The sequence below is a fragment of the Sporosarcina sp. NPDC096371 genome (genome assembly GCF_044762865.1).
Classification (GTDB): Bacteria; Bacillota; Bacilli; order Bacillales_A; family Planococcaceae; genus Sporosarcina.
Window position 1 is genome coordinate 722,175 of sequence record NZ_JBIWFE010000001.1, and the last position, 13,960, is coordinate 736,134.

General features: G+C 40.9%; 11 protein-coding genes. All 11 read left to right on the top strand.

Annotation, left to right across the window (positions count from 1 at the left end; genetic code table 11):
• Window positions 1-173 precede the first annotated feature (173 nt).
• The 11 genes from ACIQ0H_RS03310 to ACIQ0H_RS03360 all read left to right on the top strand — a co-directional run bounded on the left by ACIQ0H_RS03310 (window position 174) and on the right by ACIQ0H_RS03360 (window position 13,958).
• Window positions 174-1,535 carry an ABC transporter substrate-binding protein gene (locus ACIQ0H_RS03310; protein WP_403410870.1) on the top strand — a complete coding sequence of 454 codons (1,362 nt, stop codon included), beginning with the start codon at window positions 174-176 and terminating at the stop codon, window positions 1,533-1,535.
• A 93-nt stretch (window positions 1,536-1,628) separates the two neighbouring features.
• Window positions 1,629-2,513 carry a carbohydrate ABC transporter permease gene (locus ACIQ0H_RS03315; RefSeq protein WP_403410873.1) on the top strand — a complete coding sequence of 295 codons (885 nt, stop codon included), beginning with the start codon at window positions 1,629-1,631 and terminating at the stop codon, window positions 2,511-2,513.
• Window positions 2,514-2,528: 15 nt separating this feature from the next.
• Window positions 2,529-3,413: a carbohydrate ABC transporter permease gene (locus ACIQ0H_RS03320; protein ID WP_403410876.1), complete on the top strand. Its 885-nt coding sequence runs from the start codon at window positions 2,529-2,531 to the stop codon at window positions 3,411-3,413.
• A gap of 210 nt (window positions 3,414-3,623) precedes the next feature.
• Entirely contained in the window at window positions 3,624-4,544 is a 921-nt protein-coding gene (locus ACIQ0H_RS03325; protein WP_403410879.1) for a dihydrodipicolinate synthase family protein, read from the top strand.
• A gap of 14 nt (window positions 4,545-4,558) precedes the next feature.
• A complete protein-coding gene (locus ACIQ0H_RS03330) occupies window positions 4,559-5,563 on the top strand; it encodes an SGNH/GDSL hydrolase family protein (protein ID WP_403410881.1) in 1,005 nt (334 codons plus the stop codon).
• Window positions 5,560-6,249 (top strand): N-acetylmannosamine-6-phosphate 2-epimerase, encoded by a 690-nt coding sequence (locus tag ACIQ0H_RS03335; protein WP_403410884.1) that lies wholly within the window; start codon window positions 5,560-5,562, stop codon window positions 6,247-6,249. Before ACIQ0H_RS03330 ends, ACIQ0H_RS03335 begins: the two co-directional genes overlap by 4 nt.
• A gap of 461 nt (window positions 6,250-6,710) precedes the next feature.
• Entirely contained in the window at window positions 6,711-9,365 is a 2,655-nt protein-coding gene (locus tag ACIQ0H_RS03340; protein ID WP_403410887.1) for a sialidase domain-containing protein, read from the top strand.
• A 285-nt stretch (window positions 9,366-9,650) separates the two neighbouring features.
• Entirely contained in the window at window positions 9,651-10,535 is an 885-nt protein-coding gene (locus ACIQ0H_RS03345; RefSeq protein ID WP_403412342.1) for an ROK family protein, read from the top strand.
• A 404-nt stretch (window positions 10,536-10,939) separates the two neighbouring features.
• Window positions 10,940-12,151 (top strand): NupC/NupG family nucleoside CNT transporter, encoded by a 1,212-nt coding sequence (locus ACIQ0H_RS03350; protein ID WP_403410890.1) that lies wholly within the window; start codon window positions 10,940-10,942, stop codon window positions 12,149-12,151.
• A 166-nt stretch (window positions 12,152-12,317) separates the two neighbouring features.
• Complete coding sequence (locus ACIQ0H_RS03355) at window positions 12,318-13,220, top strand: ABC transporter ATP-binding protein (protein WP_403410893.1); 903 nt, start codon at window positions 12,318-12,320, stop codon at window positions 13,218-13,220.
• Window positions 13,221-13,958, top strand: coding sequence for an ABC transporter permease (locus ACIQ0H_RS03360; protein WP_403410896.1), 738 nt, complete (start codon window positions 13,221-13,223; stop codon window positions 13,956-13,958).
• Window positions 13,959-13,960 lie beyond the last annotated feature (2 nt).

Genomic DNA, 13,960 nt, shown 5'->3' on the forward strand with positions numbered 1-13,960 from the left:
ATGAATTTCTTATTTATAATTTAGAATTGATAGATTATTATCCTTTTATGTCAGAATAGGGCCATGGATGTCAAGTCTATGGGGTTGTGAAGAGTAGTGATTGAATTTATGATAAAAACAGGGAATGAAAGCGCTTTATTTACGTTCCGATATTGAAGGTAGGGGGAGATACTATGCGAGGTTTGAAAAAGGGGTCTAGCTTGTTCTTGGCACTGACTCTATTATTGGCAGCGTTTTTGGCTGCTTGTAGTAATGAGAATGAGCAAGGTAGTGAGGGTGGTAAAAATCCTAATAATGAAAAACAGGTGGAAATCACATGGTGGAATTTCCCGAACTTCCAAGCGTTGGACGGGGAAGTTGGAAAGTACGAGAAAGAAATTATCGCTGCTTTTAATGAAAAAAATCCTGATATTAAAGTTAAATTAGAAATGCTAACGTTTGAAGGCGGACCTGAAAAGTTGAATGTAGCAATTGCTACAAACACAGCTCCTGATGTCATTTACGATGCACCGGGGCGAATCATCGACTGGGGGAAAAAAGGTTTACTGGCACCGCTGAATGACATGATGTCAGATGAGGTGAAAAATGATATTTCTCCAGCGTTGATGAAACAATCGATGGTGGGGGATCAAGTTTATATGTATCCATTCAATACAGGGCCATTTATGATGGCTGTTAACAAAACGCTATTTGAAGAAATTGGCGAGCTTGATTTACTTCCATTGGATCGACCAGACAGGACTTGGACTGTTGCAGAATATGAAAAAGCGTTACATGCAGTAAAAGAAAAAGCGCCGGACGTTATCCCTTCTGGCTTCTATGCAAAAAGTGTTGCAGGGGACCAAGGAACGCGTGGTTATATTACGAATCTAGGGACAAGCCGATTTTTGAATGAAGACTACAGTGAAGTTGCAATTAACTCTGACAGCGGTGTAAAAGGGCTTGAATGGGTTGTTCAAGCTTCCAAAGATGGACTAGTGGCGCCGGGTGCTGCTTCATTAGACGCTGGTGATCATAATGATTTATTCTTGCAAGGAAAAATGGCATTTGCAATTAATTATTCAGCAGTATTGAAAGCACTTTTCGAACCAAATAAATCAGAGGATTTTGAAGATGTTTTGCTTCCTTATCCGACGCCAGACGGATCAGATCCAAAGCTTGAGCCATTCCTTGGCGGATTAGCAGTCTTTAACAATGATGACGATGCAAAAGCAGAAGCAGCTAAAAAATTGGTCGACTTCATTGTGAACGATCCTGAATGGGGAGAGAAAAACTTAATCCAAACGGGCGGATTGTCAGCGCGTAATTCGGTTACGGGTTTATATGAAGGATCGGAGTATGAATATTCTGAGCTAGCACGTAAATTCATCACAGATCCACCAACGATTGCGGATGGCTATGCGGAAGTACGTACTTTCTGGTTCCCTGCATTACAGGAAGCTATCCTTGAAACAAAATCTGCTCAAGAAGCATTGGATGAGTTTGCAGAAAAAGCAAATGCTGCCATCGATAAAGCGAAAGCAGCAAATAAATAAATCAATAAATAAAGTAGAAAGGAGCAGCACTGTTCGTAGGCTGCTCTTTTCTATCAAGAATTAGAGTGGGGTGAAAGAGAATTGATAGCAACTATGCGTAAACCAACTAAAAGCAAATTACGTGAGTGGATGATGAGTTATTTATTTTTATTACCGGCGTTAGCGTTTTTCATCGTCTTCGTTGTATATCCCATGTTAAGAGGGATATACATGAGCTTTTTCGATTATAACATTACGAGTTTTGAATTTATCGGATGGGAAAACTATGTCACGCTCTATCACGATAAAACTTTCATCAAATCTCTTGTCAATACCATTGTACTTGTAGCTGTTGCGGTCCCTATCGTAATCGGTTTCTCTATTTTTGTCGCAATGTCTATCTATCAGAAAAGCGAGTTTATCAGATCACTATGCAGAGGGATATTCTATCTACCTGCTGTTACTTCGGTCGTGAGTGTTACGGTTGTATGGGGTTGGATTTATCATCCGAATTTCGGGATTTTGAATTATATTACGGGCCTGTTTGGATTGGAACCTATCTCTTGGCTCGGTGATCCTAAAACCGCATTGATGGCCATCACCGTGATCCTCATTACGACGTCTGTTGGACAGCCCATTATTTTGTATGTCGCTTCTCTTGGTAATATTCCCAAAACCTATATTGAAGCTGCTCAGATTGACCGGGCGACTCCGGGGCAAATTTTCCGGAAAATTATTTGGCCGTTACTGATGCCAACCAGTTTATATGTCATTGTCATCACAACCATAAATTCATTTCAGTGTTTCGCTCTGATTCAATTACTCACTTCTGGAGGACCGATATATAGTACACAGACCGTGATGTATGGCGTCTATCAGCAGGCATTCCTCCTTGGGAATTTTGGTATAGCTTCTGCGATGGGGGTAATTCTAGCGATTGTCATTGGAGTGATCTCTATTATTCAATTTAAATACTTAGGCAATGATGTTGAGTATTAGAAAGAGGGGAACGTCGTGAAAGCACAATCTCAATTAGACATGAAGAAAAAATTCAGCTTTGCACGCAATAAAAAACAGATTCGCGAAGAAGTAAGTGTTGTAAAAATAATCTCTATTCTATTATTGATTCTTTCAGCGCTATTTTTTGTTTTTCCTTTTTACTGGATTATAACGGGGGCATTTAAAGCGCAGGTTGTGGCGATAACGATTCCGCCTGAATGGTTTCCACTAAATCCAGTACTTGATAACTGGGTAACATTATTTAGTAATCCGGTCTGGCGTTGGACTTTCAATAGTTTCTTTATTGCCAGTAGTGAAATGATCGCAGTCTGTTTTGTCAGTGCGACAGCGGGCTTCGTTCTTGCCAAAAAAGAGTTTCCAGGGCGCAAGATTATTTTTGTTGTACTAATCGCTGCTATGGCATTACCTAAACAAGTTATTCTTGTTCCGTTGTTTACAATGCTAGCGGATTTCGGATGGGTGGATACATACAAAGGGTTGATTCTACCGGCAATCGGCTGGCCGTTCGGTGTTTTCCTGATGAAACAGTTTTCACAAACCATTCCCAACGAGCTATTAGAGGCTGCAAGAATGGATGGTTGTGGGGAAATCCGCACGTTTTGGCATATTGTTTTACCGATGCTAAAACCAGCCCTAGGTGCATTAGCAATCTTTACATTCATGTTAAGTTGGAACGATTATTTCAGCCAATTGGTTATTACGCGGTCGACGGATATGATGACATTGCCACTTGGTATCGCTACGATGCAAGGGGAGCATAAGACCGATTATGGGGTCATGATGGCAGGTGCAGCACTTGCATCTATTCCGATGATTATCATCTTTACTTTGTTCCAGAAGTCGTTTACGCAAGGTATTACGATGGGATCTGTTAAATAAACTTTGGGAGCATTTTCAACAACGCTTGGCGCAAGGGAAGGATTGAACTTCATCCTTCCTAAAGGGATGCCTCCCGTTTAGCGAGTTGCTCCATTGCAATTCCTGTATAACTTTTGAAAAGGGCGCAAAAGTTATACAAACCGAACCCTGCGCTGGTGATTACATAAAATCAATAGCACTTTTAATGAAAGAAAAGAGGAGAGAATCGATATGCCACTAGAAAAATATAAAGGAATTATTCCAGCATTCTATGCTTGTTATGATGAAGCAGGGGAGATATCGCCTGAGAGAATTCATGCGTTGGCGCATCACTTGTATGAAAAAGGAGTCAAAGGTCTTTACGTGGGGGGAAGCTCGGGAGAGTGTATTTATCAAAACCTTGAGGAAAGGAAGGCGACGCTAAAATATGTTGCGGAAGTGCTACAAGGCAAACTGACATTAATTGCCCATGTTGGAGCACCGTCCACGAAGGAAAGTGTGGAATTAGCGAAGTATGCGGAAGAACTAGGATATGATGCATTGTCTGCTATCCCGCCGATTTATTTTCAACTTCCTGAAAGTGCGATTGAAAAGTATTGGACGGAAATTATGGATTCGACGGATTTGCCGTTCATTATATACAATATCCCGCAAACGACTGGTTATAATCTTTCCATTAACTTGTTGACGAAGTTATTGCAAAACGACAAGCTTATCGGTGTGAAAAATTCTTCTATGCCAGTTATGGATATTGAAAGGTTTAAAGCAGCAGCTCATAAGGATTTTATCGTCTTTAATGGCCCAGATGAGCAATATGTTTCGGGTAGATTAATTGGCGCGGATAGTGGAATTGGCGGTACATACGGTGTGATGCCAGAGCTATTCTTGCAAGCGGAAGCGTTTGTATCAGCCGGGAACTTCTCAGAGGCAAGAAAAATCCAGCGTGACATCAATGACATGATTATTGAATTATGCTCTTTGAATGGTTCGATGTATTCTGTTATTAAAGAAATCTATAAACGAAGAGGCTTGTATATCGGTAGCGTTAGAGGTCCTTTGGAGCAGGTACATGGGGAAGATCTAGAGAAAATTGAAGGCATAAAAAATAGGATTGATGAAGCGATACTAAAATATAGCGTTTGCATGAAGTGATGGGATGTGTCCAAATGAAACCAATACTATTAAATTCAGAAACAGTATTAGGCGCTATGTCACTCGAAAAGAACGGAGAGTTTATCATTCCGTGGAGGATTTTCTATGAAGAAAAAGATTTTTATACGCCAGATCAGCTGGATGGAACAGTAGAAATACCAGCGGGCGTTCGAATCACATTTGAAACAAATTCCCCAAAACTAACTGTAGAATTGGCTGCATCTGATGCTGAATTAGCATTCGATCTTGTAGTTGATGGGGAATACGTGAAAACAATCCTTGTGAGTCCAGGTGACACATCTTTTACAGTGGATAGACTTTTGGCAAGTCATAAACTTGTTGAAATTTACTTATCGCAACAACAAAAAGTGGCCTTAAGACAAGTTTCAATTGCGGATGATGCAGAGTGGAACGCTTATCCATCCGAGCGGAAAAAGTGGCTAAGTTATGGGAGTTCAATCACGCAATGTCGCGAAGCGGAAAGCCCTTCGAAAACATGGCCGGCCCTTACCGCAGCAAAAATGGATGTAGATTTAACATGCCTGGGTTTCAGTGGGCAATGCCATTATGAAACTATGATAGCTAGAATGATTCGAGATACGCCAGTTGACTTTATATCTCTTTGCGCCGGTATAAATATATACGGGGCAAACAGCTACAATGAACGAACATTTCAAGCAACCATCATCGGATTTATTAAAATTATTCGTGAAAAACAGCGAACAGTTCCCATTGTGTTGAGTTCTCCTATTTACGGAGCGTTTAGAGAAGAAACGCCTAATCTAGTAGGTTTTACACTCATTGAAATGAGACAACAAGTGCAAGAGATTGTAGAGATATTCAGAAAAAATGGGGATGAAAATCTATTCTATGTGAACGGGTTGGATATCTTGGGCCAAGACGATCAGCATTTACTGCCGGACGACCTTCATCCGAATGCAGAAGGCTATCAGTTGATGGGGCGTAAGTATGCTCATGAATATAAGAATTATTTTATCGATGGAGATGAAGACAAGTGAAAACTAAGGAAGAAATTTTCGCATCCATTAAAAACAAACTCATCGTTTCCTGTCAGGCGCTTCCCGAAGAGCCCTTGCATAGCCCGTTTATTATGGGGAGAATGGCATACGCGGCAACGGCGGGCGGCGCTCAAGGCATTAGAGCGAATAGTGTTGAAGATATTCGGGAGATTAAAAAAAACGTCGATGTACCGATCATTGGCATTATCAAAAGTGTTTACATGGGTTCAGATGTATTCATCACACCGACTGTCAAAGAAATCGATGTACTTCTTCAAGAAGGCGTCGATATCATTGCACTAGATGCGACACATCGCGTACGACCTGATGGTAAAACAATCAGCGAAATTTTCCCTGCGATTCGAGAGTCATATCGTCATCAAATATTCATGGCGGATTGTTCTACGTACGAAGAAGCAAAAGAAGCTTATGCATTAGGATTTGATTGCTTGGGTACGACACTAAGTGGATATACCGATTATACAGTAGGTACGAGTTTACCAGATGTACAGCTACTTGAAAGGCTTGTGAACGATTTTCCTATTCCAATTATTGCAGAAGGTGGTATCTGGACACCTGGACAACTTAAGCAGGTGTTTGAATTAGGTGCCTACTCGGCAGTTGTTGGCACAGCCATCACAAGACCTATGGATATTACGAAAAAGTTTGTAGAAGCCATCAATTAAAGAGCGATAAGCCCCCTGATAAATCGTGCTTAATTACTTTGTTTATCAGGGGGAAATTCAACGAATGGTTGCCTATCTTTAATTGATTCGCGTTAGATTAGATTTGCTACTAGATTATCCACTCATATATCTGTTTGCTACCTATTCACCATAAGACAGTCTTCTATTGTATCCACTCGTATAGTTAAACCTACTTAATGAAAGCGCTTTACCGAATAACTTTAAAATAACCAACTATGATCTGCAACCTTTGAAAAACTGCCACAAAACTCTAATGGGAAACGTGCATGAGAACTACCAATTGAGGGGGGTGAAACAGATGGATAAGAAGGGGGAAGGGCAACGAAAACGAATAACCTGGCTGAGCGCTTATATGGAGATTCCCTGAAAAATCTTAAAATGTAAAGGTTCAATGTAAACTTGCGCAAGTAAATTTAAATATGTAGTAGGAGATGAATATAATGAAAAAGTTTGTTTCAATGTTAACTGTTTTTTCAATGATCTTTCTATTATTCACAAATGATGTATCTGTTTATGCAAAGGCCCTTGCGGAAGATGAGCTTAATTTAATATTCCGTGAAGAAAACCACAAAATTGAAAAGAATAACTTTACGAATTTAAATGATAAGGTGGATGATCTGAAGGGACTTGAAGAAGGTACAATTATCGTCAGGTTTCGTTATTACAATAAAAACGATGTGATGTCATTATTTTCACTATCTAATAATACGCAGTCGAACGGCCATTTCCAAATGTATATTACACCGAGCAGCATAGGAAGTGAAAACCGTTTTGAAAAGCCTGGTGAGGCAAGCAGTAATGTTCATGTTAAAGCGAACGTAAATGTAAAGGAAAATGAAGTCCATACTTTGGCAATGGTCATGGACAAGAATGAAGGATATAAATATTTTCTAGATGGAAAACTCGTATTGCATGATAAAAATACAAAGCGCACGTTTATGAATAATATCTATGCACCAAACAGCGCGCAATTAGGGCAAACAGAAAGAGCTGGAAACAGTAACAGATATCACTTTAACGGTGACATTGACTTTGCTGAAGTATATGGAAAACCACTTGCAGATCAAGATTTAATCGATATTACGGGAGTAACTGCGGCAGAGCCTGTAGTGAGTCCGCTACCTGATGGTGCCATGATGACAGATCCTTATTCTGTTTTTTATCCAGGTCTATATGGCTCTAAGGCTTACCGAATTCCTGCATTGTATAATACGATGGATGGAACGTTACTAGCAGGAATTGATAAGCGAATTGACCATGCAGGGGATTCACCTGCCAATATTGATATTATCGTCAGAAGAAGCTTGGACCAAGGAGATACTTGGGAAAAAGACGCTGTGATGGTCAATGATTATCCTGGTTATGCATCAAATATTGACCAACTATTATTGCAAGATAAAGAGACGAAGAGAATATTTTCTCTGGTGCTTGGATTCCCTGAGGGTGGAGGGTACCCAACGGCAGAAAAAGGGACCGGATTTACACTAATTGATGGGAAGCACTATATGACACTTTATGGTGCTGGAGATACAAAATATACCGTAAGAGAAAACGGCGTCGTATTTACAAGTACTCATGAGGCAACGGATTATACGGTTGATAAGTTACGAAATTTATATTTGAATGGCGACAAAGTAAGCAATATATTTCTCCCTAATTCCCCTTTAAAAGTAGCTAGAACGACTTATTTGGAATTATGGCATAGTGATGATGAAGGGCTAACATGGGACGGGCCTGTAGATATGAATCCAGGATTAAAAGAAGAGTGGATGGCATTTCTTGGAGCAGGACCAGGTTCAGGTATCCAGCTAACACAAGGCGAGAATGCAGGTAGACTTGTTTTACCTGTTTACTTCACAAATGAAAACAGACAACAAGCAAGTGCAGTGATCTATAGTGATGACAATGGTGAGACGTGGACACGCGGTGAATCACCTAACCATGGACGAGTTGTCAATGGCGTTACACTTGATGAAAGAACTTTTGTAGGCAATGAACTAACAGAGGCACAAGTTGTAGAGATGCCAGATGGTCAATTAAAAATGTTTATGAGAAACTACTCCGGATTTGCACAAATTGCTACAAGTTTTGATGGTGGAGAAACTTGGGATTCAGAAGTTGTAACTGAGCGAGCTCTAATTGCTCCTTACTCTCAGATGACAGCTATCAGATACGATGGACAGATAGATGGAAAGGAAGCTGTCATTTTTGCGAGTGCAGGTAACTCTTCACAACGAGTGAATGGGACTGTAAGAGCTGGTTTAATCCTCGAAGATGGGACATATAGCAATGGTCGAACGAAATATAAATTCGACTGGAAATACTCTCAATTAGTGAAGGAAGGCGCATATGGATACTCGAGCCTTACGAATCTAGATGATGGCAATATCGGTTTGCTCTATGAAAATAACACAAATATGGATTTCATTAAATTTAATCCAGAGTACCTAAAATGGGATCGAGTAGACGAATTACCTTTACCAAAGTTGAATTCAATCGCTATTGAATCAAATAATGCGGATGGCTATTCTTACGGCGATAAGATTCGCATTAAAGTAGCTTTCGATAAGTATGTGATGTTGAGCGGTGATCGCAGCTTAACGGGTAAAATCGGTGGCAAGGACGTAACATTTACACTAGATCAAAGAAGCCAATCAGGAACGGAATATGTGTTTGAAGGAGCGTTCCCTGAACTGGAAGCTGGCGAACATGAAGTAAGCGTACAGTTTGCTGAAAATCTAGATATACGCAATGTTTTTGGACAAGCGCTAGACAAGTCTCTGGATGTCAATAAGCTTTCAACAACAGTATTGGCTACTGTCGATCTTCCGGCAACCAATGCAGCAGATATGGTAGCACTTGTTAAGCAATTTGAGGAAGCTGGGGAATTCAAAAATGAGCTTGCTGCGCGCACATTGACAACTCATTTGACGGCAGTGTCTCAGTATGAAAAACAACAAGCAGCCGAAAAAGTTGTCAAACATATGCAAAGCTTTAAGTTGTTATTGGATCAGCAGTTAGCTAATCAGTTGATCTCCGACAAAGCATATCAGGCACTTAAAGCGGATGCTGATGCAATAATTCAGAAGTGGTAATCGATTAATAAGAATATTTCCTTATGGCGGGGATGGTATTTCAAGTTGTTAATCTGGAAGCGAGTATTGCAGATATAAAGTGCTTGTTGAACGCTATGAGGATGAAGAAGAATTCAAAAGTGATCATGCTACACGTTCCTTAAAAACGTACTTGGCTGCCCCGAACGCTACGATATGCAAGCGAAAGTCGTAGCGTTTGAAGGGCAGTGCTATAGGCAAGTGTTGGAGATAGATTACAAAAAGGTATATAGATGGGATTAAATAGGATGCGTGAGGTTGAAAACGATGAAAATACTAGCAGTAGATATTGGTGGTACATCCATTAAACTGGGCCTTTTTGATGACAAAGGGACGCTTACTAGGTTTGAGGAATTTGATTCTGATGCTAAAAAAGGTGGTAAGCGGTTAGTTGAAAACCTCATTCAGATCATTACAGAAAACTTTAACGGATACGATGCTATTGGGATTAGTACTGCTGGTCAAGTAAATAGTGAGGAAGGATCTATCAGCTATGCGAATGACAATATCCCAAATTATACGGGTACAAAATTGAGGGCTATTTTTGAGGATACATTTGGGGTTCCTGTGAAGGTTGAAAATGATGTCAATGCAGCTGCATTAGGGGAAAAATATTTTGGTGCGGGTAAGGACTATCAAGATTTCTTGTGCCTGACATTTGGAACGGGTATCGGTGGCGCCATTGTCATCGATTCGAATCTATATAAAGGTTTGAACGGCAATGCGGCGGAATTTGGTCATCTTATTTTGCATCCCGGGGGCAAGAAGTGTAATTGTGGGCATGCGGGCTGCTATGAAGTATATGCATCTACGACTGCTTTAGTGAAAGAGGCAGTAGCGCTCGATGAAAAATATAGCAATGGACGTAAGATATTTGAGGGGCTTGAACAAGGTGATGAGGAACTTGAGACAGTGCTTCATAATTGGATGCTTGAAGTTGCTTATGGCCTTGTTTCCTTTATACATATTTTTAATCCCCCTGTTATTTTGATAGGGGGCGGCGTGATGGAGCAAGAAAGCGTAGTATCGTTGGTCACTAGTAAAGTCAAAGAATTAATGATAGAAAGTTTTTCTGATGTAGAAATCGTGCAGGCTTCCTTAGGGAATAAAGCAGGGTTACTAGGTGCAGTATCCCTTCATTTACAAGAGTAAAAAAAGCATTCCCTCAACCTGAAAATGGGTTGGGGGAATGCTTTTTTTGTCTAATTTGGACGAGATCAAAAACGGGAACTTTCAGTCACCTCCCAACGAAGCGTCTCTTTTTTTGTGTGTCTGAATAGTTGATATCAAGTTTTTATATTTTGGCGAAAATATAGCTACTTTAAATGAAAATGGAGTAAAAACACATTTATGTGGAATACTAATCATTCTTCATAAGGCGCATGAAAAGACTGAATTTTTTTGTCAAGCATTTCTCATTTACTTATTCCATTTCATTTGATAGACTCATCTAGTTGTCTGACGTCAGATGAGTAAAAACAAGTTATACATAGTGCGAATTGACGTAGTAGTAGCAAAAATATAAATGGGAATCTTCCATTAATGAGGTGTTTAGGATGAATATAGTGTGGGGGATTTTCGGGATAATTGTTGTGCTGGGAATTGCATTTCTTTTTTCAACTGGAAAAAAGTCAATCAATTATCGCACGATTATCGGTGGACTGGCAATCCAAGTAATGTTTGCCTTTATCGTTTTGAAATGGGAAGCCGGAAAAGCAGGGTTAATATGGTTTTCTAATAAAGTGCAAAACGTCATTGATTATGCAGGCGAAGGGATTGGATTTCTTTTTGGTCCGGCAGCGGATGTCAATAAATTTGGTTTTGTTTTTGCATTCCAAGTGCTAACTGTCATCATTTTCTTTTCGGCCTTGATTTCCGTGTTGTATTATCTTGGCATTATGCAAGTGGTTATTAAGTTGCTTGGTGGCGGGCTATCCAAGTTGCTAGGGACGAGTAAAGCGGAATCCGTTTCTGCGGCAGCGAATATTTTTGTTGGGCAGACAGAAGCGCCACTCGTTATCCGTCCATTTTTGCCGAATATGACGAAGTCTGAGCTGTTTGCTGTTATGACGGGTGGACTTGCATCTGTTGCAGGTTCTGTACTCGCAGGTTACGCACTGTTAGGCGTGCCACTTGAGTATTTAATAGCGGCGAGTTTTATGGCAGCACCTGCTGGACTAGTGATGGCGAAAATATTCATACCGGAAACGGAAAAATCGGCATTTACGGAATTTAAGATGGAAAAGGACCAAGAGTCTGTAAACGTCATTGACGCAGCGGCGCGGGGGGCAGGAGATGGATTGAAACTTGCACTCAATGTCGGTGCGATGTTACTAGCGTTCATTGCGCTGATTGCGATGCTCAATGGGATGTTAGGCGGGCTCGGTTCATGGCTAGGTTTCAAATCATTGACGATTGAGGCGATTTTAGGTTTTCTGTTTGCACCGCTTGCATTCGCTATCGGAGTTCCGTGGTCAGAGGCGCTTTCAGCGGGAAGTTTCATCGGCCAAAAGATTGTGTTGAATGAATTTGTGGCATACAAGTCATTTGTTCAAGAAATGGTGGCACTTAGTCCTAAAACGGTCATCATCGTCAGCTTCGCGCTGTGCGGTTTTGCAAACTTAAGTTCATTGGCGATTTTAATTGGCGGGTTGGGCGCAATTGCTCCAAGTCGTCGCTCTGACATTGCAAGACTCGGCATGCGTGCAGTCGTTGCAGGGGTTTTAGCATCGTTATTGAGTGCTGCGATTGCGGGAATGTTTATCTGAAATAAATGTAGCGTTAAAAGCACATCCATTGGGTGTGCTTTTTAACATTTGCGGATTTATTTAACGTAAACCCATGACATTTGTCATCTTATGACCATGACATAGTCTACTGATATGGTTTTTATGAACAGCATACAATGAAATGACTACATACGGAGGTGGTTTCATGGACTATGCAGTAGACATTAAACAACTGACAAAGGTTTTTAAGGACAAAAAAGCTGTCGATAACGTTTCTTTTTCGATTAAACGGGGTGAGATTGTTGCGATTCTTGGCCCGAACGGAGCGGGGAAGAGTACAACGATGTTAATGATGCTTGGACTTTTACATCCTACAAACGGGGAATCCAAGCTATTTAACGCAGATGCAAAGGAAAAAAAGGTCCGCGAAAGAATTGGGGTTATGCTGCAGGAAGTTAGTCTAATCGATGGATTGAAGGTCAAGGAAATTCTCCGTTTGTTCAGGAGCTATTACCCGAAGCCATTGTCGATTGACAAGCTCATTAGTTTAACGGGACTGAGTGATGAGGATTTAAATAAACGCACCGACAAGCTGTCTGGTGGGCAAAAGCGCCGAGTTGGCTTTGCATTGGCACTAGCGGGTGATCCGGATCTACTATTTTTCGATGAACCAACAGTCGGGATGGACATATCGGCGCGAAAAGTGTTCTGGGATACAGTGAAGGAGCTTGCTGACAAAGGGAAGACCATCATTTTCTCCACCCATTATTTACAGGAAGCAGACGATGTGGCAGAGCGCATTATTTTATTTAACAAAGGGAAGGTCGTTGCTGATGGCAAGCCGGAAGAGTTGAAAGCGAATTTGTTGAAGCAGTCGGTGTCGTTCGTTGCGGACACTCTTTTTTCAACAGACATGTTTTTGCAAATGCCACAGGTTTCCGATGTATATGTTCAGGGCGGTAGGACGTTCATTGTCACCAATGATACAGATTCGATCCTTGCTAAAATTTTCGCTAAGCAACTGTTTGTGCATGATATAGCGATTGAAAAAGGACGTCTAGAAGAAGCATTTGAACAGCTAACAGTCGAGCAGCGGGAGGCAATGTAAATGACGATTTTTCTAAATCAATGCAAAGCGGAGATGTACCGCATGTTCCGGAATCCGTACTTTATTTTTTGGTCGCTATTTATGCCGATTGTTTTTTACGTGATTTTTACGAAGGTTGTCAATACAGGAGTGGATGATAAAGCACTTTGGGATGCCCATTTCTTAATGTCTGTGACTGCGTTTAGTGTGATGGGAAGTGCGATTATGACATTGGGCATTCGACTAGTACAGGAACGTGCGGAAGGCTGGACGACGTTTATGAAAGTAACGCCGCTATCAAGTTTGCAGTATTCTATTGCGAAAATGATTGGGCAGTCTATCGTCCATGTGTTTTCAATTGTCGTGATTTTTATAGCAGGTGTGCTGTTAAATGGGGTTTCATTATCTGCTTATCAATGGCTGTTAAGTGGCTGTTGGATCCTCCTAGGCTCGTTGCCATTCCTTGGTATTGGTGTATTGGTGGGAACTATGAAGCGGGTGGACACGGCGAGTGGAGTTAGTAATGTCCTCTATATGCTCCTTGCGATAACGGGCGGGATGTGGATGCCGATGGAGGTTCTGCCGAAAATGATTCAAGCAATCGGTAAATGGCTTCCAGCCTATAATTATGGAAATGGTGCATGGGAAATAATAAGAGGTGGTACACCAGAGTTGAAAAACATTGCAATTTTGGCAGGTTATCTCATTTTATTCATGGTATTATCAACGTATATACGAAGGAAACAGGAAGCGGTGTAGGT